Source organism: Luteococcus sediminum (genome assembly GCF_054783495.1).
In genome coordinates this window covers 266,284-290,819 of the sequence record NZ_BAAGQL010000013.1, presented here as the reverse complement: position 1 = coordinate 290,819, position 24,536 = coordinate 266,284, and the positions used below count along the sequence as shown (strand labels likewise).

At 69.0% G+C, this 24,536-nt stretch carries 21 protein-coding genes and 1 riboswitch; of the genes, 7 read left to right on the top strand and 14 right to left on the bottom strand.

What is annotated here, in order from left to right:
• Window positions 1-178 precede the first annotated feature (178 nt).
• Window positions 179-1,063 (top strand): KPN_02809 family neutral zinc metallopeptidase, encoded by an 885-nt coding sequence (gene ypfJ, locus ACYVKA_RS08230; protein WP_460704480.1) that lies wholly within the window; start codon window positions 179-181, stop codon window positions 1,061-1,063.
• 49 nt (window positions 1,064-1,112) lie between these two features.
• On the opposite strand, the gene ACYVKA_RS08225 is transcribed toward ypfJ, so the two are convergent.
• Window positions 1,113-2,126 carry a hypothetical protein gene (locus ACYVKA_RS08225; RefSeq protein ID WP_460704478.1) on the bottom strand — a complete coding sequence of 338 codons (1,014 nt, stop codon included), beginning with the start codon at window positions 2,124-2,126 and terminating at the stop codon, window positions 1,113-1,115.
• A 160-nt stretch (window positions 2,127-2,286) separates the two neighbouring features.
• Here ACYVKA_RS08225 and ACYVKA_RS08220 point away from each other — a divergent pair, with 160 nt between their 5' ends.
• Together ACYVKA_RS08220 and ACYVKA_RS08215 are read left to right on the top strand one after the other, a co-directional pair.
• On the top strand, window positions 2,287-2,631 hold the full coding sequence (locus tag ACYVKA_RS08220; protein WP_394277342.1) for a hypothetical protein: 345 nt from the start codon (window positions 2,287-2,289) through the stop codon (window positions 2,629-2,631).
• Window positions 2,632-2,696: 65 nt separating this feature from the next.
• The gene (locus tag ACYVKA_RS08215) at window positions 2,697-3,425 is read left to right on the top strand and encodes an EcsC family protein (protein ID WP_460704476.1); all 729 of its coding nucleotides are present in this window, start codon (window positions 2,697-2,699) and stop codon (window positions 3,423-3,425) included.
• Window positions 3,426-3,549: 124 nt separating this feature from the next.
• On the opposite strand, the gene meaB is transcribed toward ACYVKA_RS08215, so the two are convergent.
• The 6 genes from meaB to ACYVKA_RS08185 form a co-directional block, all read right to left on the bottom strand.
• Complete coding sequence (meaB, locus tag ACYVKA_RS08210) at window positions 3,550-4,575, bottom strand: methylmalonyl Co-A mutase-associated GTPase MeaB (protein WP_394277344.1); 1,026 nt, start codon at window positions 4,573-4,575, stop codon at window positions 3,550-3,552.
• Window positions 4,576-4,687: 112 nt separating this feature from the next.
• A complete protein-coding gene (gene scpA, locus ACYVKA_RS08205) occupies window positions 4,688-6,886 on the bottom strand; it encodes a methylmalonyl-CoA mutase (protein ID WP_460704474.1) in 2,199 nt (732 codons plus the stop codon).
• Window positions 6,883-8,772, bottom strand: coding sequence for a methylmalonyl-CoA mutase small subunit (gene mutA / locus ACYVKA_RS08200; protein WP_460704472.1), 1,890 nt, complete (start codon window positions 8,770-8,772; stop codon window positions 6,883-6,885). The genes scpA and mutA overlap by 4 nt, the downstream gene beginning before the upstream one ends.
• 84 nt (window positions 8,773-8,856) lie before the next feature.
• Window positions 8,857-9,097, bottom strand: a riboswitch (cobalamin riboswitch).
• 164 nt (window positions 9,098-9,261) lie between these two features.
• Entirely contained in the window at window positions 9,262-9,693 is a 432-nt protein-coding gene (locus ACYVKA_RS08195) for a DUF6918 family protein (protein ID WP_460704470.1), read from the bottom strand.
• 120 nt (window positions 9,694-9,813) lie between these two features.
• Window positions 9,814-10,500 carry a HesA/MoeB/ThiF family protein gene (locus tag ACYVKA_RS08190; RefSeq protein WP_460704468.1) on the bottom strand — a complete coding sequence of 229 codons (687 nt, stop codon included), beginning with the start codon at window positions 10,498-10,500 and terminating at the stop codon, window positions 9,814-9,816.
• 1 nt (window position 10,501) lies between these two features.
• A complete protein-coding gene (locus ACYVKA_RS08185) occupies window positions 10,502-10,915 on the bottom strand; it encodes a molybdenum cofactor biosynthesis protein MoaE (protein WP_394277647.1) in 414 nt (137 codons plus the stop codon).
• A gap of 58 nt (window positions 10,916-10,973) precedes the next feature.
• Here ACYVKA_RS08185 and moaA point away from each other — a divergent pair, with 58 nt between their 5' ends.
• The 3 genes from moaA to ACYVKA_RS08170 are packed head-to-tail and all read left to right on the top strand — an operon-like array spanning window position 10,974 to window position 12,710.
• Window positions 10,974-11,990, top strand: coding sequence for a GTP 3',8-cyclase MoaA (gene moaA, locus ACYVKA_RS08180; RefSeq protein ID WP_460704466.1), 1,017 nt, complete (start codon window positions 10,974-10,976; stop codon window positions 11,988-11,990).
• A 2-nt stretch (window positions 11,991-11,992) separates the two neighbouring features.
• Entirely contained in the window at window positions 11,993-12,226 is a 234-nt protein-coding gene (locus ACYVKA_RS08175; protein ID WP_394277821.1) for a MoaD/ThiS family protein, read from the top strand.
• A 1-nt stretch (window position 12,227) separates the two neighbouring features.
• A complete protein-coding gene (locus tag ACYVKA_RS08170; RefSeq protein WP_460704464.1) occupies window positions 12,228-12,710 on the top strand; it encodes a MogA/MoaB family molybdenum cofactor biosynthesis protein in 483 nt (160 codons plus the stop codon).
• Between the two features lies 1 nt (window position 12,711).
• Here the strand turns inward: ACYVKA_RS08170 and ACYVKA_RS08165 are convergent, their stop codons facing one another.
• From ACYVKA_RS08165 to ACYVKA_RS08135, 7 genes are all read right to left on the bottom strand, one after another.
• Window positions 12,712-13,938 (bottom strand): molybdopterin molybdotransferase MoeA, encoded by a 1,227-nt coding sequence (locus ACYVKA_RS08165; protein ID WP_460704462.1) that lies wholly within the window; start codon window positions 13,936-13,938, stop codon window positions 12,712-12,714.
• A gap of 109 nt (window positions 13,939-14,047) precedes the next feature.
• Window positions 14,048-15,415, bottom strand: coding sequence for an MFS transporter (locus ACYVKA_RS08160; RefSeq protein WP_460704460.1), 1,368 nt, complete (start codon window positions 15,413-15,415; stop codon window positions 14,048-14,050).
• Complete coding sequence (locus ACYVKA_RS08155; protein WP_460704458.1) at window positions 15,412-16,707, bottom strand: MFS transporter; 1,296 nt, start codon at window positions 16,705-16,707, stop codon at window positions 15,412-15,414. Before ACYVKA_RS08155 ends, ACYVKA_RS08160 begins: the two co-directional genes overlap by 4 nt.
• Window positions 16,708-16,800: 93 nt before the next feature.
• The gene (gene narI, locus ACYVKA_RS08150; RefSeq protein ID WP_460704455.1) at window positions 16,801-17,559 is read right to left on the bottom strand and encodes a respiratory nitrate reductase subunit gamma; all 759 of its coding nucleotides are present in this window, start codon (window positions 17,557-17,559) and stop codon (window positions 16,801-16,803) included.
• A complete protein-coding gene (gene narJ / locus ACYVKA_RS08145) occupies window positions 17,556-18,305 on the bottom strand; it encodes a nitrate reductase molybdenum cofactor assembly chaperone (RefSeq protein ID WP_460704453.1) in 750 nt (249 codons plus the stop codon). The genes narI and narJ overlap by 4 nt, the downstream gene beginning before the upstream one ends.
• A gap of 5 nt (window positions 18,306-18,310) precedes the next feature.
• Window positions 18,311-19,963, bottom strand: coding sequence for a nitrate reductase subunit beta (gene narH, locus ACYVKA_RS08140; protein WP_460704451.1), 1,653 nt, complete (start codon window positions 19,961-19,963; stop codon window positions 18,311-18,313).
• Window positions 19,963-23,745, bottom strand: coding sequence for a nitrate reductase subunit alpha (locus ACYVKA_RS08135; RefSeq protein WP_460704450.1), 3,783 nt, complete (start codon window positions 23,743-23,745; stop codon window positions 19,963-19,965). Before ACYVKA_RS08135 ends, narH begins: the two co-directional genes overlap by 1 nt.
• Before the next feature lie 174 nt (window positions 23,746-23,919).
• Here ACYVKA_RS08135 and mobA point away from each other — a divergent pair, with 174 nt between their 5' ends.
• The gene (gene mobA, locus ACYVKA_RS08130; RefSeq protein ID WP_460704448.1) at window positions 23,920-24,522 is read left to right on the top strand and encodes a molybdenum cofactor guanylyltransferase; all 603 of its coding nucleotides are present in this window, start codon (window positions 23,920-23,922) and stop codon (window positions 24,520-24,522) included.
• Window positions 24,523-24,536 lie beyond the last annotated feature (14 nt).

The following is a 24,536-nucleotide window of genomic DNA, read 5'->3' as shown; positions in this document are numbered from 1 at the left end:
CATCATGACACCTCGCTGTGGCAGCACCCACTTCCACGACGGCCGCCACCCCCGCTCAACGGCGCTGGCTACGCCCTCAGCGATGCCGTCGCACGCCACGGCGGGGGTGTCGGATAACCTGTGGGGGCCGGTCGGACGCCCATGTCCGGATGGGGTGAGTCGTGAGGAAGGCCAGACGATGGAGTTCAACCAGAATGCCCAGCTCGACCCGTCGCAGCTGACCCCTGGGGGCGGGGGCGGTCGTGGTGGAGGTGTCGCCCTGGGCGGCGGCCTGGGCCTGATCGTGATGATCCTGGGCCTGATCTTCGGCTTCAACCCCGGCAGCGTGCTGAGCGGGGTCTCGGCCGACACCGGGACCACCCAGTCCAACTCGAACGCCTACGCACACTGCCAGACCGGCGCCGACATCAAGAACGACCGCGAGTGCCGCTGGGTGGCCTATGTGAACTCCATCCAGGGCTTCTGGCAGGGCCAGTTCCAGCAGGGCGCCTACCAGCCCGCCTCGACGGTGCCCTTCAGCGGGCGGGTGAACACCGCCTGTGGCGCCGCGAGCAGCGAGGTGGGCCCCTTCTACTGCCCGGCAGACAAGAAGGTCTACATCGACACCGCCTTCGCCGACCAGCTGCTGCAGCAACTCGGCGCCCAGGGCGGCGACGCGGCCGAGGCCTACATCCTCGCCCACGAGTACGGCCACCACATCTCCAACCTGACCGGCGACCTCGGCCGCGTACAGGCAGCCGGCAACCAGACCGGCCCCAGCTCGCCCCAGGTGCGTCTGGAGCTGCAGGCCGACTGCTACGCCGGCGTCTGGTTCAAGGCCGTCTCCCAGGACCCGCAGGGCATCATCTCCGGAGTCACCCAGGACGACCTGAACCGCGTCATCGACGCCGCCGCTGCCGTCGGCGACGACCGCATCCAAGAGTCGACCGCTGGCCAGGTGACCCCGGAGAGCTGGACCCACGGCTCGGCGCAGATGCGCCAGTACTGGGTCGGCCAGGGATTCAGCACCGGCGACCCGAACACCTGCCAGAGCGTCATGACCACCGACCAGCTGGAGGGCTGAGCGCGGGCGGCCCGGCCGCTGCAGGACCTGCGACGGGCATCGTCGGCACTCAGGTGCCGGGGGTGCCCGTCACGTCTGTCCCGCCCAGTGTGGTGGTGCGCTCGGTGCTGCCGACCTTCCAGCGCACCAGGGGCATCGCCAGGTGCTCGCTGCGGGTGATCTCGAAGGAGACTGCCGCCCCCGGCTGGCGGGTCTGTTGCGGCAGCTCGCGCACCAGACGGGCCAGCACCTCGGGATCGACCACCCCCGGGCGGAAGGTGGGGCTCTCGCTGTTGCCGCGACGGTCGGCGGTCCAGGCCGGGACGCGGGCCTGGCGGGTGACGCGCGTGATGGTGTCCTCCTTGGCGGCGTGGTCGGCCCACAGGCCTCCGTCGGCGCTCCAGCCGAGGCCACTGACCTCCTGCTGGCCCTCGGTGACGTCGCGCAGCGCCTCGGTGAAGCCCTCGGCGGAGGTGAAGTCGAGCTGGTTGATCGGAGTGCCGTCGGGGCGGAAGAAGACGGTGGCGGACTCCGGACGGGTGGTGACGGTCATCAGCACCTGGCCGGAGCCGTACTCCACCAGCTGCAGCTCCTGGTCCTGCCGGGAACCGGAGATGCGGGCGGCCTGGTCGAAGAGGCCCCCCAGATCATCCAGTGCGTAGTCATCGGGCGAGAAGGGCGCTTGCCGGATGTACTGGATGTCGCTCTCGACGGCCAGCACCTTGCCCTTGGCCCAGCGCCAGGCCACCACCTTGTTGCCCTTCAGGGCGCTGAGGGTGGCCTCGGTGGAGGTGACATCCAGCTTGATCACCGGCAGCCCACCACTGGCCAGGAGCAGCTCGCCGACGGCGCGACGGGCCGCTCCTGGCCGCCTCAGGTCGGGGGCCGGGGTGGGGCTGGGTGTCGGGGCGGCACTGCTGGTGGCGGAACTGCGGCTCGGCGCTGCGCTGCTGCTGACCGGGGCGCTGGGGCTGGGGGCCGTCGGCTGCTGCTGGGAACAGGCGGCCAGCGGGCCGAGGGCGAGAACGACCGCACCGGCGAGCCAACGGTGACTCGCCCGGGGATCTGGTCGCATCGCAGGCACCGGTCAAGACTACCCGTGGGGGTGGGCCAGGGGCCTGCGACCACGGGAGGATCCTGGTGCCACCGCGGTGTGGATGTGCCCCAGCCGAGCGTGCACGCTGTGGGCGAAAGTGGTCCTTGGAGCACACCCGGCCCCGTCGCGGTTCAGTACTGTTCCGAACATGAAGTTTCTCAAGTGGCTGTTCATCCTGCTCGGCATCGCCGCACTCGTGGCCGCTGGTGTCATGCTGACCCGCACCATCTGGGACATGGGCAAGCTGCTCGCGACGGTGCGCAGCTACAACCCCAACACCATCGACCCGACCAGGCTCATCTACTACTCCGTCGGCCTGGCCGGCATCGGTGGACTGCTGCTGGGCTGGGGCATTGGCCTGCCGCTGCGCACCGGCCGCAGCGTGCGCAACCAGTACAAGAACGACCTGGAGGCGCGTGGCATCGTCGTGGACGAGGACCAGCGCCGTGCCGCTGCCGAGCGTGACGTCCAGGTGCGCGACGACCGCATCTGAACCCACCCCGGCGGGCCAGTGCCCCTCCACCAGTCCGACGACCATCGACCCGACAGGAGACCGAGATGGGTTTCTTCGACCTCATCAAGGGAAGCAAGAAGAGTGACATCACCACCGCGCGCAGCGCGCTGGACCAGGCCAATGACCCGGCGGCCGACGACAACGCGATCACCCAGATGATCGAGAAGATCCTCGCCATCGGCATCGATGGCCGCAAGCCCTTCGACTCGGCAGCGCAGGTCGCCGACGACGCGCTGGCCGAGGCTGGCGGCAATGTCGACAAGGCCGTCAACAAGGTGGTGCGCAGCCATGTCACCTCGGGCGCGGCGGCTGGCCTGGCCACCAGTCTGGGCGGCTTCCTGACGATGCCCGTCGCCATCCCGGCCAACCTGTTCGGCTTCTACGTGCAGGCCACCCGCATGACCGCCGCAGTGGCGAAGCTGCGCGGCTACGACATCACCCAGGACAACATCCGTTCGGCCATCCTGCTGACGCTCACCGGCTCCCACGCCGAGGACGTGCTCAACAAGGCCGGTGTCGCCCCGATGAGCGGCAAGATCACCTCGCTGGCGCTGAAGAACCTTCCCCGCCCGGCCATGATGATGGTCAACAAGGCCATCGGTTTCCGCCTGCTCAAGACCATGGGCACCGGTACCCTCGCCAAGCTCGGCAAGGGCGTCCCGGTGATCGGCGGCGCCGTCGGTGGCGTGCTCGACGGCTACATGATGAACCAGATCGGCGAGCAGGCCCTCAAGGAGTTCCCGCGGGCTGCTGCGGCCAGGGCCAACGGCTGAGTCCATCGGCCTCCTCCGGTCGCCACGACCTGCAGTACCCCACACCCATCCACACACCGGCAGGGGCCCCGAACCACACGGTTCGGGGCCCCTGCCGGTTGCGGGGCGCCTTGCCCCGTTGGCGTCACAGAATATTGCGTCCCTGCGCCCAGTCCATCGAGGGGACCTGGCCGGCGAAGTCGCGCAGGAAGTCACCGGAGGCCTCGATGGCACTGGTGCGACCAGCGCGGACGTCGTCCTCCAGGCGGTCGCGCAGCTCGCGCAGGTGCGCCGAGGACTTGGTGGAGTCGAGCAGGGTCGCCTCGATCTGCGAGTGCATCCACACCACCTGCTGCTGGGCGCGGTGGTTCTCCAGCCCTTCGTGCTCGTCCAGCCAGGCCCGGTGGTCCAGCACCGCCTGCCAGACCTCTTCCAGGCCGATGCGCTCCAGCGCGCTGCAGGTGAGCACCGGGACGCGGCGGTCATTGGACTGCTGGGTGACCAGCTTCATTGCGATCGACAGCTCCCGCGCCGTCACCCGCGCCTCGCCGGCATTGTCGCCGTCGGCCTTGTTCACCGCGATCACGTCGGTGATCTCCAGGATGCCGCGCTTGATGCCCTGCAGCTGGTCGCCGGAGCGGGCCAGCTGCAGCATCAGGAAGGTGTCCACCATGCCGCTGACGGCCACCTCCGACTGGCCGACGCCGACGGTCTCGACGATCACCACGTCATAGCCCGCAGCCTCCAGCACCAGCATCGCCTCGCGGGTGGCGCGGGCGACGCCGCCCAGGTGGTTGGCGCTGGGGGAGGGGCGCACGAAGGCCTCGGGGTGCTGGGTCAGCTCGCCCATGCGGGTGCGGTCGCCCAGCACGGAGCCGCCGGTGCGCGAGGAGGACGGGTCGACGGCCAGCACGGCCACCCGGTGGCCCTTCTCGATGAGCATCTGGCCCATGGAGTTCACGAAGGTCGACTTGCCCGCGCCGGGGACGCCGGACAGGCCCACACGGACCGCCTGGGTCGGGGTCTTGGCCAGCTCGGTGAGCAGCTGGCGGGCCAGCGGCCGGTGTGTTGGCAGGCGCGACTCCACCAGGGTGATGGACTGCGCGATCGCACCCCGGTTGCCGGCCAGCACCCCCTCGACCAGGGCGGGGACGTCGAACTTGCGTGCCATCGGACTTCCTTCGTCTCGGGTGTCGGTCAGGGATTGGTCTGGATGTGAAGACGGGCGTCGGGCGGCCCGAGGACTCCTCGGGCCGCCCGACGACGATCAGGCGACGGCCCGATCAGGCATCCATCTGCTCACGCAGTGCCTTGAGCAGGCGCGTGGCAGCATCCGGGATGTTCGTGCCGGGCGGGTAGATGTCGATGGCACCACCCTGGCGCAGCTCCTCGAAGTCACCCTCGGGGATCACGCCGCCGACCACGATCAGGATGTCGGACCGGCCGAGCTTGTCGAGCTCGGCGCGCAGCGCGGGCACCAGCGTCAGGTGTCCGGCTGCCAGCGAGGAGACGCCGACCACGTGCACATCGGCCTCATTGGCCTGGGCAGCAGCCTCCTCGGGGGTCTGGAAGAGCGGGCCCACGTCCACGTCGAAACCGAGGTCGGCGAAGGCCGTGGCGATCACCTTCTGGCCTCGGTCGTGACCGTCCTGGCCCATCTTCGCGATCATGATGCGAGGACGGCGACCCTCGGCCTCCTCGAAGGCCTCGACGGCCTTGCGTGCCTCGTCCATCTGGCTCGAACCCTCCGACTCCTTGGAGTAGACACCGCTGATGGTGCGGATCTGGGCGGTGTAGCGGCCGAAGACCTTCTCCAGCGCGTCCGACAGCTCACCCAGGCTGGCCTGGGCGCGCATGGCGTCGATGGACACCTTGAGCAGGTTGCGCTCGGGATCGGTCGGGTCGGGGTTCTCCGCGGCCCAGGTGACCTTCTCGAGGGCTGCCTGGCAGGCGGCCTCGTCGCGCTCGGCACGCAGCTTCTGCAGCTTGGCGATCTGCTCGGCGCGCACGTGGGCGTTGTCGACCTTGAGGACCTCGAGCGGCTCGGGGTTGTCCAGCTGGTACTTGTTGACGCCCAGCACCGGCTGGCGGCCGGAGTCGATGCGCGCCTGGGCGCGGGCTGCGGCCTCCTCGATGCGCATCTTCGGGATGCCCTGCTCGATGGCCTTGGCCATGCCGCCGGCCTCCTCGACCTCCTGGATCAGCGCCCAGGCCTTCTCTGCGAGCTCCTGGGTGAGCTTCTCCACATAGGCCGAACCGGCCCACGGGTCGATGACGCGCGTGGTGCCCGACTCCTGCTGGATGAACAGCTGGGTGTTGCGGGCGATGCGTGCGCTGAAGTCGGTCGGCAGGGCGATGGCCTCGTCGAGCGCATTGGTGTGCAGCGACTGCGTGTGGCCCTGGGTGGCGGCCATGGCCTCCACACCGGTGCGGATCACATTGTTGTACACGTCCTGCGCGGTCAGCGACCAGCCGGAGGTCTGCGAGTGGGTACGCAGGCTCATCGACTTGGGGTTCTTCGGGTCGAACTGCTTGACCAGGCGGGCCCACAGGATGCGCGCGGCGCGCATCTTGGCGACCTCCATGAAGAAGTTCATGCCGATTGCCCAGAAGAAGCTCAGGCGGGGAGCGAACTGGTCCACGCCCAGACCCACGGACTCGCCGGCGCGGATGTACTCCACGCCATCGGCCAGGGTGTAGGCCATCTCGATGTCGGCCGTCGCGCCGGCCTCCTGCATGTGGTAGCCGGAGATCGAGATCGAGTTGAACTTCGGCATGTTCGCGCTGGTGAAGGCGAAGATGTCGGCGATGATCCGCATCGACGGCAGCGGCGGGTAGATGTAGGTGTTACGAACCATGAACTCCTTGAGGATGTCGTTCTGGATCGTTCCCTGCAGCTGCTCGGGCTTGACGCCCTGCTCCTCGGCCGCCACCACGTAGAGGGCGAGCACCGGCAGCACCGCGCCGTTCATCGTCATGGAGACCGACATCTGGTCGAGCGGGATTCCGTCGAAGAGCTGGCGCATGTCGAGGATCGAGTCGACGGCCACGCCGGCCATGCCCACGTCACCGGTCACCCGCGGGTGGTCGGAGTCGTAGCCGCGGTGGGTGGCGAGGTCGAAGGCGATCGACAGGCCCTTCTGGCCGGCCGCGAGGTTGCGGCGGTAGAAGGCATTGGACTCCTGCGCGGTGGAGAATCCGGCGTACTGGCGGATGGTCCACGGACGCGAGGTGTACATCGTCGCGTACGGGCCGCGCAGGAAGGGCGGCAGGCCGGGCATGGTCTCCAGGAAGTCCATGCCGTCGTAGGCCTTCTCGTCGTAGGACTGCTCGACGGGGATCAGCTCCGGCGTGGTCCAGCGCTCCACGGACTCGGAGACCTCGGCCAGCAGCTTGTCGAACTGCTCGGCGGCGTCGGCCGGGATGGCCTGGGTGCCGAGCTCGACGGAGTCGAAACGGATCTGTTCGGGCTGGTTGCTCACTTGGAGGCTCCCAACGTCTCGAGGATGGTGCCGAGGGTGGCGACGACGTCCTTGCCCATGGCAATGGTGTCGTCGATGACGCCCTCGGCCTGTGCGGCGTCGTCACCCAGTTCCTTCAGGTTGCCGGCGAGCATCACCGTGGTGGCTCCGGCCTCCTTCAGGGCCTTGGCGACGGGCAGGCCCAGGTCTGCATAGACCTTGGCGCTGGAGCACAGGCAGGCGATGGTGCTGCCCGACTCCTTGAAGGCCGCCACGATCTGGTCCACGTCGGTTCCCTCCGCCTGGGGGGTCGTCAGACCCGCCACGTGGAAGAAGTTCGACGCGAAGCCCTCGCGGGCGCCGAAGTCACGACGGGTCCCCAAGCAGGCCAGGAAGACCTTGGCGTCAGGGTTGTCGATCGCGGCGTCACGCAGGCCCTCGAAGACCTCCGAGTCACGGTGCCACTCGATGCCGGCACGTGCGGGGGCCTCGGGGCGAGGCGTGAACTTGATCGCGGACTCGGTGTGGTTCGGGAACTCCGAGACACCGGTGATCGGCTGCTTGCGGGTGGCCAGGCGCTTGGTGCGCTCGGCGATGACCGGCTCCAGCTCCTTCATCGCGAGACCGTCGACGACGGCCTTCGCCATGCCACCGGCTGCCTCGATGGTGCCCAGCACCTTCCAGGCGGCCTCGGCGAGCTTGGTGGTCAGCGTCTCGACGTACCAGGAGCCGCCGGCCGGGTCGTTGACGCGGCCGATGTTGGACTCCTCCGCCAGCACGATCTGGGTGTTGCGGGCGATGCGGCGGCTGAAGTCACCGGGCAGGCCCCAGGCGGTGTCGAAGGGCAACACGGTGATCGCCTCGGCGCCACCGATGGCGGCACCGAAGGTGCTGATCGTGCCGCGCAGCATGTTGACATAGGGGTCGTCACGGGTGATCTCGCGCCACGAGGTGACCGCCTGCTGGCGGGCGCCGCGCTTGGCCTCCGTCACGCCGAAGGCCTCGCCGATGCGCGACCAGCAGGTGCGCAGCGCACGCAGGCGGGCGATGGTGGCGAACTGGTCGGTGGTGGCCGAGACACGGAAGTTGATCGTCTCGAAGGCCTCGTCGACGCTGACGCCCTGGCTGGCCAGGGCGCGGACGTACTCGACGCCGGTGGCCAGCGCATAGGCCAGCTCGTGGACGTCACCGGCGCCGGCGTTGTGCCAGATGGTGGAGTCGACCACGATCGCGCGGCTCTTGGGCATGCCCTCGAGGCGCTTGACCCAACCGGCCAGCTTCGACAGGTCGGGGGTGCCACCGTTGAGGGCGGCCAGGCCGATCGGGTCGAGGCCCAGGTTCAGGCTGAGGTGGTCCTTGGGCTTGTCGCTGCCCTCGTAGACGCCCAGCAGGGCCTCGGCGGCGGCCTCCTGGTCGGTGCGGCTGGAGACCTCGACCTTGACCAGTTCCAGCATCACGTCGGCCAGGTCGTCGGTCAGGTCCTTGGCGGCGATGGCGTCGGGGTCCAGGCGCAGCCACAGGCTGGTGACACCGCGCTCCAGGTCGGCCAGCACGGCCTTGCGGGTGTACTCCGCATTGCCGTCCTCGTGGAGGGCGCGCACGTCCCAGGCATCCATGTCGCCGTTGCGGACGGTGGTGCCACGCGTGAAGGGAGCGACGCCGGGAGCGCCGAGCTTCTCGGGTGCGTCGGCCAGGGTGTAGATCGGCTCGATCTCGATGCCGTCCACCAGGCTGGTGCGCAGGCGCGAGACCGACTGCTCGCCACTGAGTTGCTTGTCTTCGGGTCGCCCGCGGTTGAGGACCTTGGCGACAGCTGCCTGCCACTGGTCCATGTCCGGCTTCGCGAAGTCGCCGGCGAGCTTCAGCTCACCAGCGCCGACGCGGGCGTCCGGCTCGATCGTTGTCATGGGACTCCTGCTCCGATGAGGGTGTCGTCGCCCGTGCGGACGACCTGACGTTGTGCTCCTCGGCCTGTGACGCCTCGCACCTGGCTGGTGCGGTGCCCGCTGGCAGGTCTTCGGACTCATGGGCCTCTCACTCCCGGAGGAGTGCCTTCCTCGGCCACCGCTTCCCAGGCCAGGCCCAGTGCTTGACGTCAGGTCCGCGATCACTCGCGGGCCCGACGGGTGGCGTCGTTCCCATTCACCGCTGCGGGACAGTTCCGGAATTCCACCGGATTCCCTCTTGCGACGACCTGCCGGAGCAGGCCGAACCAGCACTCCCAGACTAGCCGGGGCAAGGTCTGCGCGGGCAAGAGGGGTCCATGATTTCTGGATGTGGTCGAACCACAGGTCCCAATTTGTGAAATTGATCACGAGGCGGTGACCAACCCAGATGCCGGACGGCCCCGGTTCCCGCGAGGGGGACCGGGGCCGTTCGTCGCGCCGGGCAGTGGCTCAGGCGACGTAGGGCGTCAGGGCTGCGGCCAGCCGGGGCAGGGCCTCCTCGACATAGCCCTTGGCCTTGCCGCGGATCGGCTTGTAGACCTTGGCCAGGGCGGCATTGTCGGGCGAGGACGCCTTGGCGTCGGCGAGGGCCAGCAGCGCGTCGGCCACCTCGGAGGAGCGGCTCGACAGGTAGCTGCCGAAGTCCTGGTCGCCCTTGGCCTCCCAGTAGGGGGCCAGGGCAGCGGCGATCTCGGGCAGCATCGCGTCGGTGGCCTTGGGGACGATGCCCTCCTTCATCTTCTTCGCGCTCGCGAAGGCGGTCTTGAGGGCCATGCCGCCCAGGCCGCTCTTCGACTCGACCTCCTGGTCGATCACGGTGGACAGCGACTGCACCACCTGGGGTCGCTTGGCGGGGTCCAGCAGGGAATCGGTGAAGCTCATGGCAAGCCTTTCGCTCGGTCTGTGGCCGGGCTGGAGCCCTGGGGCCACGGGCGGACAGGTGCATTCTTGCAGCTGGAGCCGTGACGAGGCGCCCCGCGACCCCCCGCCTGATCGCCCGGATCAGGCGGGCGAGAGCTCGACGAAACGCACGTCGCCAGCCAGCAGGTCCACCACGGCCAGCCGGTTCACCAGGCTGCGTCCCTGCCCCAGCAGCAGCTTGACCGTCTCGGCCGCCTGCCAGGCTCCTGCGAGGGCCGGGGTGGCGCCCATGATGTCCAGCGGCTCCGGTGCCTCGGTGGGGTGTGGCACCACCTGCTCCCACTGCACCTGGCCGGGGGCGAAGACGCTGAGCACCGCCGTCCAGGCATCGATGGCCGCCCACACCCAGGGCACCCCCGCGGCACGGCAGGCCTGCGAGATGGCCTGGCGCGAAGCGGCCCGGTCGGTGCAGTCGACCACCACGTCATGGCCTGCCACCAGTTCCACGTCCTCGGCGGTGAGCCGGTGGGCCAGGGCAGTCACCTCGGCGCCGGGGGAGAGGCGTCGCATCCGCTCGGCCGCCAGCTCCACCTTGGAGCCACCGAGCTGGTCGGCGGTGAACAGGGTCTGGCGGTTCAGGTTGGAGGCCTCCACCACGTCGTCGTCGAGCAGCGTCAGGTGCCCGATCCCCGAAGCGGTCAGCGCCGGGATCGCTCCGGCGCCCAGGCCTCCGCAGCCCACGACGAGCACACGGGCCTCGGCCAGCCGCTGCTGGCCCTCTGTGCCGATGATCCGCCGCTGGCGGTTCCACTGTCCCTCGAGCGTCATCTCAGCACTCACCGAGCCCGACCCACTCGGTGCTGCCGTCGGTGAACTGCTGGTGCTTCCACACCGGAACCCGCACCTTGATCCGGTCGACCAGCGCCCCGCAGGCGGCGAAGGCCTCGGCTCGGTGGGCGCTGGCGCAGGCGGCGACCAGGGCGACGTCGCCCACCACCAGGTCGCCGACGCGGTGCTCTGCCCAGGCAGTCACGCCGAACTCCTGCTCCACCTCGCGCACCACGGCCTCGAGGGCCTTGGCCGCGTCGGGGTGCGCGCTGTAGGCGAGTGCGGTGACGCCCCGCCCGTGGTCGTGGTCGCGCACCACCCCCTCGAAGAGGACGCAGGCACCGTCCTTGGAACCGGTGACGCCGGCCCGCGCGGCGTCGACGTCCAGTGGAGTCGTGCTGACTGCTGCATGCATGGGTGCGAGCCTACTGTGCATGGTGAGATTCCACGGAGTGGGCCGTAGAATGTCGGGCATGACCTCCGCAGCGCTCGTCGACCGCTTCGGTCGCACGGCACGGGACCTGCGACTGTCGGTGACCGACGTGTGCAACCTGCGCTGCACCTACTGCCTGCCCGAGACCGGCATCAGCTGGTTGCCGCGCACCACGATCCTGACCGCCGACGAGCTGGTGCGACTGGCCCACGTCGGCATCGAGCACTGCGGCATCACCAAGATCAGGCTGACCGGGGGCGAACCGCTCACCCGGCCCGACCTGGCCGAGGTCGTGCGCGGCATCGCCCTCGCCCACCCCGAGACCGAGATCGCCCTGACCACCAATGCCGTCGGGCTGGCCGAGCGGGCCGAGGAACTGGCCATGGCAGGCCTGCACCGGGTGAACATCTCGCTCGACACCGTGCACGCCGAGACCTTCCGCCGGATGACCCGCCGTGACGGCCTGGACCGCGTCCTGGACGGGATCCGTGCCGCCGTCGCCGCCGGGCTGGGGCCGGTCAAGATCAACTCCGTGCTGATGGCGGGCGTCAACGACCACCAGCTGCTCGACCTGCTCGACTTCTGCCTCGACCACGGCTCCGAGCTGCGCATCATCGAGCAGATGCCCATCGGTGCCACCCGCGACTGGGCGCGCGAGAACCTGATCAGCGCGACGATGATCCGGGCCATGATCGAACAGCGCTACCAGCTGCGCGAGATCCCCGGCCGCGGCCCCGCCCCGGCCCAGCGCTGGGAGGTGTTCGACGACGGCCGCCTGCTGGGCAGCGTCGGCATCGTCGCCTCGGTCACCGAGCCCTTCTGCGGCGACTGCGACCGCACTCGGATCAGCGCCGACGGCCAGCTGCGCTCCTGCCTGTTCTCACACACGGAGACCGACCTGCGCGGCCCCCTGCGCAGCGGTGCCAGTGATGCCGAGCTGGCGGCCCTGTGGGCCGGAGGCATGTGGACCAAGCCTCGCGCCCACGGCAGCGATGCCGGCGGCTTCGGCGAGGACTTCGAGCAACCCGCACGAGCAATGAATGCGATCGGAGGATGACCATGCAGATCAGGTGGTTCGCCGGAGCGGCCCAGGCCGCCGGCGTCACGCAGGAGGAGGTGGACGCCGCCCAGCAGGGCAGCGTCGCCCAGGTGCTGGTGGGCCTGCGCCCGGGCGTCGCCCAGGTGCTGCCGCGCTGCTCCTTCCTGGCCGACGGCCGGAGCCTTGCAGCAGATGACCCGTGGCCCGAGCAGGCCGCCGTCGTCGACGTCCTGCCCCCCTTCACCGGGGGCTGAGGTGACCCGGGCACACATCCTGGTCGTCTCCGACCGCGCCGTCACCGACCCCGACGAGAACCGGGCCGGACCGATCCTCGCCGAAGCCCTGGAGAGGCTCGGGTGCACCGTGCAGCAGCAGGTCGTGGCTGCTGGCGAGGACCAGGTACGCAAGGCGCTGGCCGATGCCGTCGCCCAGTCCGACGTGGTCCTCACCACCGGCGGCACGGGCATCCGTCCCGGCGACGTCGTGCCCGACGTGACGCGCGAGCTGGGCCTGGACGAGCTGCCCGGCATCAGTGAGGAGATCCGGCGCCGCGGTGCGGCCAAGACCAGTGTCAGCCTGCTCTCGCGGGCGGTCGGGGGGCTGGTGACGGCGCCCCACGGCCGGGTGCTGGTGATCAACGCCCCCAGTTCCCGCGGGGGGGCGCGCGATGCCGCCGGGGTGCTCGACGAGCTGCTGCCGCACCTGCTGCGCGACCTCGCCGGAGCCAGCCGGGACTGACTCATCGGGTCAGCAGTACCGGCACCCGCTCACCCCGGGCAATGGGACCGGTGACCACGGCCAGACCATCGGCCCGGTGCAGGGTGCCGATCCGGTGCGAGCCATGGCCACCAGGTGCACTGCGGGCACGGCCACCGTCCAGGACCACGTCGACGATACGGGTGCGACCGGGCCTGGTGGCGAAGTCCTCGTCGGCCGCGACCTGTACCACGCGGCGGGAGTCGTCGATCCCGGCAAGCCGGTCGAGGACTGCCCGCACGAACAGGTGGAGCCCCACGTGCACCGCCACGGGATTTCCGGGCAGGGCCACCAGGGGCACCATGCGACCCTGGATCCTGACGTGCCCCCAGCCCTGGGGCCGGCCGGGCTGGATGGCCACATGGCCCAGCTCGACGCGTGCGCTGGGCGAGTGGGCGGCCCAGGACTGCAGGACGTCGTGGGAGCCGACCGAGACCCCACCCGTGGTGACAACCAGGTCTGGGGCTTCCGGGCAGCTGGCCAGGGCCTCGTCGAGCTGGCCAACGGTGTCGCCAGCATGTCGGACCGCGAGCACCTGACCCCCGAGCTGGGGCACGGTGGCCGCCACCAGGACCGAGTTCGAGTCGGGGATCTGGGCGCACCCCAGGGCACTGCCCGGGGCGGCCAGCTCGTCGCCCGTGGTCACCACCAGGACTCGGGCGCGGCGCCGGGCCGGGAGCACCTCATGCCCCGTCGCAGCTGCAGCGGCAAGGTGGGTGGCATCGAGCAGCGTTCCTGCCCTCAGCACCGTGGCGCCAGCTGGCAGGTCCTCACCGGACGGACGGATGTGGAGCCGCCCGTCCCACGAGTCGATGGTGACCTGCTGGGGCACCGGCCCCTCGCCCGGCCGCGCGTCGGTTGCCTCCACCGGCACCACCACGTCGCATTCCGTGGGCACCCTGGCCCCGGTCATGATCCGCACCGCGGCACCGGGTGGGGGAGCCACTGGCCGGTGGCCTGCCGGGATCTCCCCGTGCACCGGCAGGCAACAGGGCAGCGTCCCCAGGTCATCGAGTCGCAGTGCGAAGCCGTCCATCGCGGAGGAGTCGAAGGCCGGCACGCCCACGCGCGCCTGCACGTCGCTGGCCAGCCGCAGCCCCGCGCATTCCAGCAACGGCAGTTCGACGGTGGGCAGGGCAGTGGCCAGGGCACTCACCCGTTGCCGGTGCTGCTCGATGTCCATGGCAGCGTGCGGATCGGCGAGAGGCATGTGACCAGCCTAGATGGTTGCCGGGAAGGGTCCGGGGCGGTCTGGACGAACACGCAACTGCCCTCGCTCCTTGACCGGGAGCGAGGGCAGTGCAGGTGTCGGACCGAGGTCAGCTGGGCTTGGGGGCACCCGGGCGTGCATAGCGCACCCAGGTGATCACCACGCACAGGACCGCGAAGGCCAGGCCGATCGCGTAGAAGGTGAAGGCGGACATCAGGGTCAGGCCGACACCGAACAGGAAGGGGCCGAAGGCGGCGATCGCGGCGGTCCAGCCGATCACGCCACCTGCTTGGCGCGGCTCGAAGATCATCGGCATCTGCTTGAAGGTGGACGCATTGCCGATGCCCGAGAAGAGGAAGATCGCGAGCATGCCCCACAGGAAGGTCTTGAAGTCCGCCTGCATGGTGGCAGCCGACGTGTGGTCCGGGTTGAGGGCGGTCATGGTCCACGCGATCGAGGCGATGAGCCCGATGCCGGAGACCATGGTCCAGATGGCGCCGCCCATCTTGTCGGTCAGCGGGGAGAAGAGCACCCGGGCGCCAGCGCCGACGAGCGGGCCGAGGAAGACGTACTTCACGGCGTCGACCGGAACATAGCCGGCCACCTCGGCTGCCGTGCCAGTGGCACCGTAGAGCTGGTTCATCAGCAGGCCGAACTGGGCCGACAGACCGGCAAAGGTGCCGAAGGTCATGATGTAGAGCAGTGTCATCCACCAGGTGTCCTGGTTGGAGAAGATGTCGAACTGCTGCTTGATGTTGGCCTTGATCGGCACAGACTTCAGCAGCATCCAGGCCACCACCGCGCCGATGATGATGAACGGGATCCAGACGAAGGCCGCATTCTGGTACCAGACCTCGGTGACAGCGCCGGTCTTGGTCTTGAGCTGCTGGGGACCGCCGACCACGGCCAGTGCCCCCATCCCGACGAAGACCGGGGTGAGCAGCTGCACCAGCGAGACACCGAAGTTGCCGATGCCGGCCTGCAGCCCCAGGGCAGTGCCGGACATCCGCTTGGGGAAGAAGTACGAGGTCGACGGCATGAAGCCGGAGAAGGCTCCGCCGCCGATGCCGGCCAGGAAGGCCAGCAGCAGCATCACGCCATAGGAGGTGGACGAGTTCTGCACCGCCAGCCCCCAGCCGACCACCGGGATCGCCAGCAGGGCGGTCGTGACGGCCACCATCTTGCGGGTGCCCAGGATGGGCGGAAGCGTCATCCAGACCAGCCGGGTGAGTCCGGCGGACAGGCCGGGCATGGCGGCCAGCCAGTAAAGCTGGCCCTTGGTGAAGCTGAACCCGATCGAATTGAGCTTGGGGACCAGGGCGCTGGGCAGGAACCAGGCAATGAAGCACAGCGTCAGGGCGAAGGTGGTGATCCACAGGGTGCGCCAGGCCAGGGGCTTGTCCCAGGTGGCTTCATCCTCAGGATTCCAGTTCTGGAGCCATTCGCCGCCAGTGCGGCTGTCAGCGGTGGAACTCATGGGGTCTCCTTGGTGCTGGTCGGGTTCTCGAAGTGCTCGGACAGGTGTGGGGTCTGGTTCTGGAGCATCGCGTGGATGGTCAGGTGCATCCACAGCATGCAGACCAGGATCAGGACGAACAGCACCACGAAGGTGCTGGTGGGGGCTCCGGTCCACTGCTGGGCGTAGGCGAACAGCGGCGGCAGGAAGAAGCCACCCAGGCCGCCGAGCATGCCCACGAGGCCCCCCACGGAGCCGACATTGTCGGGGAAGTAGTCCGGAATGTGCTTGTAGACGGCGGCCTTGCCGATGCCCATGGCGCAACCGAGGGCAAAGACGACGACGGTGAAGCTGACCACGCCCAGGAAGTTCGGCAGGGACAACAACCCGGAAGCGATCAGCATCACCGTGAAGGTGAGGTACATCGCCTTGCGCGGGCCGAAGGTGTCACTGAACCAGCCACCGACCGGGCGCAGCAGGGAAGCAGGGAAGATGAACAGGGCCGTGAGCAGTCCGGCCCTGGTGAGGGAGATGCCGAAATTGTCCATGTAGTACTTGGGCAGCCAGGCGGACAGGGCCACGTAGGCGCCGAAGACGGCGACGTAGTAGAGGCTGAAGCGCCACACGCGCAGCTCCTTGAGCGGCTCGAGCATCTCGGCGGTGGTCTTGGTGGCGCCGGGCATCCTGTCCTCGCGAGGAGTGCCCACCAGCACCAACACGAGCAGCAGCACGAGCAGGGCCGAATAGATCACCGGAATCAGTCGCCAGCCGCCTTGGACCACCCCGAACCAGGTCATCCCGGCAGTGCCTGCGATCAGCGGGGGGCCGATGAACTTAGTCACCGAGGCGCCCACATTGCCCGCGCCGAACAGCCCGAGTGCGAATCCCTTGCGACGGTTGCTGAACCAGGCGGAGTTCCAGGCCACGCCCACCGAGAAGGAATTGCCGGCGAAGCCCACCAGGAAGGCCAGGACGAGCAGCATGTGGTAGCTGTTCGCGAAGGCCACCGCGAAGGAGGCGATGGCGGAGAAGGCAAGGATGACCGAGATCACCTTGCGCCCGCCGACCCGGTCGGTGATCATGCCTGCGGGCAGGCGCCAGATGGATCCATTGAGGATGGCCACGGCGCTGATCCAGGACAGCTGCACGTCGGTGAGCCCGAACTCCTTCTGGATCGGTTTGCCCAGGATCCCGAACATGAGCCACACGGCAAACATCACGGTGAAGGCAATGGTGGACAGCGTCAGGACGGCTGTCGAACCGGGTACCTCCCCGTCCTGTCGATCCGTGGTGGCGCGGACAGTGGTTGACATCAGCGGCCTCCTGGCAACTGCGACGGTTCGGGCGCCGACAGTGAGGCCGGCGCCCGAACGCGATTGAGCTCTGGTTGGTTCTGGAACAGAAGGTCAGCGCTTGCTGCGATCACGATCCGTGGTGCCGATCGGGTCCCAGCCGCGACGGTTGCCGGTGCTCGACGGGGTCGGGGCGCCGGTGCGGCTGCGGTAGACGATGTAGGGACGGAAGAGGTAGTGCAGGGGTGCGGTGAAGGCGTGCACCAGGCGGGTGAAGGGCCAGATGGCGAACAGCAGCATGGCGCCGATCACGTGCAGGTGGAAGGGCAGCGTCGCGCGGGTCATCGCCTCGACATCGGGCTGCAGGACGAACAGCGAGCGGAACCAGGGCGAGACGGTCTCGCGGTAGTTGTGCTCGGTGCCGTCGGGGGCGTGTGCCCCGAAGAGGGTGGCGTAGGTTCCCAGCACGATGGCCGACGCCAGGAAGACGTACATGATCTTGTCATTGGTGGTGGTCGCGTTGAAGACCGACCGGTTGGTGCGGCGACGGTAGACCAGCATGGCCAGGCCGATCAGGGTGGCGACGCCCGCCGCCAGGCCACCCACCATGGCCACCAGGTGGTAGGCGTGCTGGCTGATCCCGACGGCGTCGGTCCAGCTCTTGGGGATCACCAGGCCCATCACGTGGCCGAAGAAGACGAAGATGATGCCGAAGTGGAACAGCGGCGAGGCGATCTTGAGCAGCGTGCTCTCGTAGAGCTGCGAGCTGCGCGTCGTCCAGCCGAACTGGTCATTGCGGTAGCGGTAGATGGTGCCGAGCACCAGCACCGTCAGGCAGCCATAGGGGAGCATGCCCCACAGAAAAGTGTTCATCGGTCTTCCTTTGACGAGCCGAACAGGCGGCCGAGGATTCCTGGGCGGGTGGCGGGCTGGAGCCCGGAACGCAGGCGTGGCGTCTCGACGGACTCGGCCGTCGAGTGCATGGGGCCGGCTGCCGGTTGCAGCGGCTTGTCGGGCCCGGCACCGTAGCCGTCGAGGCCGACGTCCTCGGTGGGCATGGCCGCATCGACCATGGCCTGCACCTCGGCGCGGCTGGTGGGCGAGGGTCCCGGGAGGGTGGCGCACAGGGCTTGCAGGATCCCCGTGTGGGGCAGGCTGTCACGCTCCATCTGCAGGCGCAGCAGCTCCAGGCTGGGTCGGTAGCGCTGCAGCAGCTCGAAGCCCCGCTCGGGGTCGCCGACGGCGGCGAACTCGAGCACCAGGGGCAGGTGGTCGGGCAGTTCCCCGTTGAGGTCCACCAGCAGGCCGGAGTCGCGGTAGACCTGCTTGATCCCGGCCAGCACCTCACCGCGACGACGGGTGTCGCCGTCGGTCCAGTAGCTCAGGTGCAGCGCATGGCGGCGCGAGGTGTCGAACTCGGCCACGTGGAAGCTCTGCGCCTCCACCAGCGGGGCACTGCCCAGGTGGTCGAGGACGGCGGCGAAGTACCCGCCCCAACCCGTTTCGTCGACCGCCTGCCGCAGCAGGGGCAGCCTGCCCAGCAGTGCCTCGTCGGGATAGGTGAGCAGCAGCGAGGCCGCCTGGTAGCAGACCTGGCGGGAGTCCTGCCCGGTGAGCATGGCCGTCATCCCCGCGGGTCCCTGTCCAGCTTGGAGTAGTCGATCCCGGGCATGCCGTCGGCCGAGGGCATCAGCGGCGGCGGGGCCTGGTCGGCCTCGGCAGCCTCCTGGCGTGCCTTGATCGACTGGTACGTCTCGATCGCCACCGGCACCGGCCCGCGCGAGCTGGAGCCGAAGGGGCCCTCCTCGTTCATGCCGGGCCCGCCCTCGAAGTCGAGCGAGCAGCCCATCTCCTCCAGGTTGTGGGCCTGTTCGGTGTGGGCCTTGGGGATCACATAGCGCTCGTCGTACTTGGCGATCGCCAGCAGGCGGTACATCTGCTCCATCGCCTCGGGCGTCATGCCGACGGCCGCGGCCAGCTCGGCATCCCGCTCGCGGTGCAGCGTGACGCCGCGCATGTAGGAGCGCATGGCTGCGAGCTTCTGCAGCACATCGGTGACCACCTGGGTGTCACCGGCGGTGAACAGCTCGGCCAGGTACTCCACCGGGATGCGCAGCGCGTCGATGGCGCCGAACAGGTTGCCGGCGGCCTCGGCGTCGTGTCCCTGCTCCTGGAGCAGGTCGACCACGGGCGACAGCGGCGGGATGTACCAGACCATCGGCATGGTGCGGTACTCCGGGTGCAGCGGCAGGGCCACCTTGAAGTGCTTGATCAGCGCGTAGACCGGCGACTTCTGCGCTGCGGTGATCCAGTCAGCGGGGATGCCGGCATCGCGGGCCGCGGCCAGCACTGCCGGGTCCTGCGGGTCCAGCATCACGTCGAGCTGGGCCTGGTAGAGGTCCTGCTCGTTGGCGGTGGCGGCGGCCTGGGTCACCTTGTCCGCGTCGTAGAGGATGATGCCGATGTAGCGCAGCCGGCCCACGCAGGTCTCGGAGCAGACCGTCGGCAGGCCCGCCTCGACGCGCGGGTAGCACATCGTGCACTTCTCGGCCTTGCCGGAGCGGTGGTTGAAGTAGATCTTCTTGTAGGGGCAGCCGGTGATGCAGTGGCGCCAGCCGCGGCAGCGGTCCTGGTCCACCAGCACGATGCCGTCCTCGGAGCGCTTGTAGAGCGCGCCGGAGGGGCAGGAGGCCATGCAGGAGGGGTTCAGGCAGTGCTCACAGATGCGAGGCAGGAAGAACATGAAGCTCTTCTCGTACTCGAACTTGATCTTGTCCTGACTCTCCTTGCGGAGCTTCTCGATCACCGGGTCGGCGTGGCCCGACTCGTGGGTGCCGCCCAGGGCGTCGTCCCAGTTGGCCGAGTAGGTGATCTTGGTGTCCTTGCCGGTGATCAGGCTCTTGGGCCGGGCCACCGGGAAGTCGTCACCCAGCGGGGCATTGGTGAGCGTCTCGTAGTCATAGGTCCACGGCTCGTAGTAGTCGTCGAGCCCGGGCTGGACCGGGGAGGCGAAGATGCTCAGCAGCTTCTTGAAGCGCCCGCCCGAGCGGAGCTTCAGGCCGCCGCTGGGGGTGCGCACCCAGCCGCCCTGCCACTTGTCCTGGTCCTCGTAGCGACGCGGGTAGCCCTGTCCTGGGCGCGTCTCGACATTGTTGAACCAGACGTACTCGGTGCCGGCCCGGTTGGTCCATGCCTGCTTGCAGGTGACCGAACAGGTGTGGCAGCCGATGCACTTGTCGAGGTTCATCACCATCGCAACCTGTGCCATGACTCGCATCAGTACTGGACCTCCTGGGAGCGCTTGCGGATGGTGGAGATGATGTCGCGGTTCACACCGGTGGGGCCGATGTAGTTGAAGGCATAGGCCTGGTGGGCATAGCCGCCGATCAGGTGGGTGGGCTTGAGCAGGATGCGCGTCACCGAGTTGTGGATTCCGCCGCGACGGCCGGTGGCCTCGCTCTTGGGGACGTCGATGGTGCGCTCCTGGGCGTGCTGGACGTAGGCGATGCCCGGCGGCAGCTTGTGGCTGACCACGGCGCGGGCGACGAAGACACCATTGGCATTGGTGCACTCCACCCACTCGTTGTCCTTGACGTCGATCGCCTTGGCGTCCTCGACGCTGAGCCAGGCCTGGGGGCCGCCTCGTCCCAGCGAGAGCATGAACAGGTTGTCCTGGTACTCGGAGTGGATGGACCACTTGTTGTGCACCGTCAGGTAGCGCAGCGTGATCGCCTTCTCGCCGCGCTCGCCGACCTCCGGCTCGCCGTAGGCACGGCGCATGTCCAGCGGCGGGCGGTAGATGGGCAGCTGCTCACCGGCGTCGATCATCCAGTCGTGGTCCAGGAAGAAGTGCATCCGGCCACTGAGCGTGTGCCAGGGCTTCAGCCGCTCGGTGTTGATGGTGAAGGCGGCATAGCGTCGGCCGCCGGTCTCGGAGCCCGACCACTCCGGCGAGGTGATCACCGGCTGCGGGGAGCTCTGGGTCTGGGCGAAGGTGATGATCTTCTCCTCCGAGCCCTCGGACAGGTCGGCCAGCTTCACACCGGTGCGCTTCTCCAGGGTCTTGAAGCCCTGGGTGGCGAGCTCACCGTTGGTGGTGCCGCTGAAGGTGAGGATGGCCTCGGCCATCCGGGCATCGGTGTCGATCGCGGGGCGTCCCGCGGCTGGGCCGGAGTCGAAGACGCCGTGCAGCCCGGCCAGCCGGTCCACCGCGTGCTTGACGTCATAGGTGATGTTCTTGGTGGTGAAGCCCAAGCGGTCGGCCAGCGGGCCGACGCTGAGCAGCTTGTCGGCGATGGCGGTGTAGTCGCGCTCCACCACCATCAGGTTCGGCATGTTCTTGCCGGGGACGGCCGGCAGGTCGGTGCCACGCCAGTCGGGGACGTGCCCGCCGGGCTGGGCGAGCTCGCCGGGGGTGTCGTGCTGCATGGGCACGGCGACGATGTCCTTGCGGGTGCCCAGGTGCTTGCGAGCCAGCTTGCTGATGGCCTGGGCCAGGGCCTTGAAGGTCTCGAAGTCGCTGCGGGCCTCCCACGGCGGGTCGATGGCCGGGGTGAAGGCGTGCACATAGGGGTGCATGTCGGTCGAGGAGATGTCGTACTTCTCGTACCAGGTGGCGGCCGGGAAGACGATGTCGCTGAGCAGCGTGGAGCTGGTCATGCGGAAGTCGCTGGTGATCAGCAGGTCGAGCTTGCCCTCGGGGGCCTGTTCGCGGAAGCGCACCTGGCGGGGGCGGTGCTCGACCCCGGCGCCGTGACCGTTCTCCATCACGTTGTTGTGGGTGCCCAGCAGGTGCTTGAGGAAGTACTCCTCGCCCTTGGCGGAGCTGCCGAACAGGTTGGAGCGCCACAGGATCAGGTTGCGGGGCCAGTTCTCGGGGGCGTCGATGTCCTCGATCGCCGAGTGCAGGCGGCCCTCCTTGAGCTCGCGGGCCACCCATTCCTGGACGGTGGCGGCCTCGCCGGCGTCCACGGCGGCCTGTGCCTCGTCGGCCAGGTCGAGCGGGTTTCGGTCGAACTGCGGGTACATCGGCATCCAGCCCAGTGCTGCGGCGGTGGCCATGGCGTCGGCGGCGTGCAGGCCGTCGAGCTTGCCGGTGCTCAGCGGCGAGGTGATCGCGTCGGCGCTGAATCCGTCGGTGCGCCACTGGTCGGTGTGCATGTACCAGTAACCGGTGCCGATCATGGTGCGCGGCGGGCGGCTCCAGTCCAAGGCATTGGCCATGTTGAACCAGCCCGTCATGGGGCGGCACTTCTCCTGGCCGACGTAGTGGGCCCAGCCTCCGCCATTGCGGCCGATGCAGCCGGTGAGCATGAGCAGCGCCATGATCGAGCGGTAGGTGACGTCCGCGTGGTACCAGTGGCAGATGCCGGCACCGATGATGATCATGGTGCGGCCCTCGGACTCCTCGGAGTTCTTGGCGAACTCGCGGGCGATCTTGATGCAGCTCTCGGCGGGCACGCTGGTGATCTCCTCCTGCCAGGCCGGGGTGTAGGGGGTGCTGGCGTCGTCATAGCCGGCGGCCCACTGCCCCGGCAGGCCCTCGCGGCCCACGCCGTACTGGGCCAGCATCAGGTCGAGCACGGTGCAGTACTGCTGGCCCTCGATCTCGATGGTGGGCACGCCGCGGCGGATGACCGAGCCGGCGCCGCGCGGGTCCTCGAAGCAGGGCAGGGAGATCTCGGCGACGCCGTGGCCCTCCACGTCGATGACGCTCAGCGCGGGGCGCAGGTCGCCCAGCTCCAGGTTCCACTCGCCCTGGTCGGCCTCGTTGTGGCGGAAGCCCAGCGACCCCTTGGGGACGGCCGGGGCGCCGGAGGCCGAATCCCACAGGACCGTCTTGAAGTTGGCATCGGGCTGGTCGGCGTGCTGGGGCAGGTCGCTGGCGAGCAGGAACTTGCTGGCGGTGGTGACGGTGTGGGCCGGGGCGGTGGTGCCCACCGCGTGCGCGCCGCCGGAGCCGGCGCCGGGGACGTCGGGCTGCTGCAGCTCGGTCTGCTCCAGGCGCACCAGCATCGACAGGTCGGTGTACTGGGTGACGTAGTCGGTGAAGAAGGGGACCTGCCGGTCGACGTAGTTCTCCTTGAGGATGACGTGGCCCATGCTCATCGCCAGGGCCGCGTCGGTGCCGGCCTGGGCGGGCAGCCACTCGTCGGCGAACTTGACGTTGTCGGCGTAGTCGGGGGCCACCGTGACCACCTTGGTGCCGCGGTAGCGCACCTCGGCCATCCAGTGGGCGTCCGGGGTGCGCGTGACCGGGACGTTGGAGCCCCACATCATCAGGTAGGTGGCGTCCCACCAGTCGCCCGACTCGGGCACGTCGGTCTGGTCGCCGAAGACCTGGGGGCTGGCCACCGGGAGATCGGCGTACCAGTCGTAGAAGGAGGTCATCGCGCCGCCCAGCAGGTGGGTGAAGCGGGTGCCGATGGCGTGGCTGACCTGGCTCATCGCCGGGATCGGGCTGAAGGAGACAATCCGGTCGGGGCCGTAGTTCTTGATGGTGTTGACATAGCTGGCGGCGCTGATCTCGAGCGCTTCCTCCCAGCTGACGCGCACCAGACCGCCCTTGCCGCGCCCGCTCTGGTAGCGGCGGCGCTTCTCGGGGGTGGTGGAGACCTCACGGAAGGCCTCGACGGGATCACCCAGGCGCTGCTTCGCCTCGCGGTACATCTCGAGCAGCGAGGCCCGGATGTAGGGATAGCGCACGCGGGTGGGGGAGTAGGTGTACCAGCTGAAGGCCGCGCCGCGGGGGCAGCCACGGGGCTCGTACTCGGGACGGTCATTGCCGGTGGTGGGGTAGTCGGTCTGCTGCGACTCCCAGGTGATGATGCCGTCCTTGACGTAGACCTTCCACGAGCAGGAACCGGTGCAGTTCACGCCGTGGGTGGAGCGGACCACCTTGTCGTGGCTCCAGCGGTCGCGGTAGAAGACGTCGCCCTGTCGGCCGCCCTCGCGGAAGACGGCCCGGCCGTCGTCGGTCTCGTCCCACTTGGTGAAGAAGCGGCCCATCTTCAGCAGGGCATTGGCGGCTGCCCCGTCGGTGCGCGCGGTGTCAGTCATGCCCTTATCCAACCATGGAGATGACGACGATGCGTAGTTTTGTCCGGCAGATCCATGGCTAATTAATTCGTGACGAATCTGGTGCGAAATTCCTACTGGGTGGGTTATTCAGTGCCCCTCGATGGTGCAACTTTCAAGGGTCGGCGCGGGTTGCTGGCGGATAGGGTGGCCGGCATGCCGAGCCCCGCCGCCATCATCCTCGCCGGAGGCGCCTCGCGCCGGATGGGACGGGCCAAGCAGGCCCTTCTGCTGGACGGCGCCAGCCTCTTGCAGCGCAGCATCGACGCCGCTCGTGCCGCCGGCTGCACCCAGGTCGTCGTCGTCGCGCCGGCAGACCGGGCCGGCGACTGGTTCGAGCCCGCCCCCGACCTCATCCTCGCCCTGGAGGACCCACCCGGTGGTGGGCCGGTGGCCGGCATCATCGCCGGAACCCTTGCACTGGCCGGGCTCGACGATGCCACCCCCGTGCTGCTGCTGGCCTGTGACCTGCCCCGAGCCCCAGAATTGGCCGCCCAGCTCGTCGACCACCTGGCCGAGCACGGGGCGGCCCACAGCGTGGTGCCCGTCGACGACGAGGGTTGGGCGCAGAACCTCTGCTCGGTGCACCCGCTGGCCGAACTGCGCTCCCGCGCGGCCCTCCATGGCCAGGGGCGGGACCTGTCGGTCCGCGCCTTCTTCTCGGGGCTGGAGGCGCGCGGACCACAGCTCACATCGGAACTGCTGGCCGATGTCGACACCCCCGAGCAGGCCCGCGGCGCCGGTGTGGACCTCGGCTGACGACCACAGGTCGA

Bases quoted from the DNA above. Each gene is read 5' to 3' on its own strand.
- ypfJ (WP_460704480.1), top strand. From the start codon at position 179: ATGGAGTTCAACCAGAATGCCCAGCTCGACCCGTCGCAGCTGACCCCT.
- ACYVKA_RS08220 (WP_394277342.1), top strand. From the start codon at position 2,287: ATGAAGTTTCTCAAGTGGCTGTTCATCCTGCTCGGCATCGCCGCACTC.
- ACYVKA_RS08215 (WP_460704476.1), top strand. From the start codon at position 2,697: ATGGGTTTCTTCGACCTCATCAAGGGAAGCAAGAAGAGTGACATCACC.
- meaB (WP_394277344.1), bottom strand. From the start codon at position 4,575: ATGGCACGCAAGTTCGACGTCCCCGCCCTGGTCGAGGGGGTGCTGGCC.
- mutA (WP_460704472.1), bottom strand. From the start codon at position 8,772: ATGACAACGATCGAGCCGGACGCCCGCGTCGGCGCTGGTGAGCTGAAG.
- ACYVKA_RS08195 (WP_460704470.1), bottom strand. From the start codon at position 9,693: ATGAGCTTCACCGATTCCCTGCTGGACCCCGCCAAGCGACCCCAGGTG.
- ACYVKA_RS08190 (WP_460704468.1), bottom strand. From the start codon at position 10,500: ATGACGCTCGAGGGACAGTGGAACCGCCAGCGGCGGATCATCGGCACA.
- ACYVKA_RS08185 (WP_394277647.1), bottom strand. From the start codon at position 10,915: ATGCATGCAGCAGTCAGCACGACTCCACTGGACGTCGACGCCGCGCGG.
- moaA (WP_460704466.1), top strand. From the start codon at position 10,974: ATGACCTCCGCAGCGCTCGTCGACCGCTTCGGTCGCACGGCACGGGAC.
- ACYVKA_RS08175 (WP_394277821.1), top strand. From the start codon at position 11,993: ATGCAGATCAGGTGGTTCGCCGGAGCGGCCCAGGCCGCCGGCGTCACG.
- ACYVKA_RS08165 (WP_460704462.1), bottom strand. From the start codon at position 13,938: ATGCCTCTCGCCGATCCGCACGCTGCCATGGACATCGAGCAGCACCGG.
- ACYVKA_RS08160 (WP_460704460.1), bottom strand. From the start codon at position 15,415: ATGAGTTCCACCGCTGACAGCCGCACTGGCGGCGAATGGCTCCAGAAC.
- ACYVKA_RS08155 (WP_460704458.1), bottom strand. From the start codon at position 16,707: ATGTCAACCACTGTCCGCGCCACCACGGATCGACAGGACGGGGAGGTA.
- narI (WP_460704455.1), bottom strand. From the start codon at position 17,559: ATGAACACTTTTCTGTGGGGCATGCTCCCCTATGGCTGCCTGACGGTG.
- narJ (WP_460704453.1), bottom strand. From the start codon at position 18,305: ATGCTCACCGGGCAGGACTCCCGCCAGGTCTGCTACCAGGCGGCCTCG.
- narH (WP_460704451.1), bottom strand. From the start codon at position 19,963: ATGCGAGTCATGGCACAGGTTGCGATGGTGATGAACCTCGACAAGTGC.
- ACYVKA_RS08135 (WP_460704450.1), bottom strand. From the start codon at position 23,745: ATGACTGACACCGCGCGCACCGACGGGGCAGCCGCCAATGCCCTGCTG.
- mobA (WP_460704448.1), top strand. From the start codon at position 23,920: ATGCCGAGCCCCGCCGCCATCATCCTCGCCGGAGGCGCCTCGCGCCGG.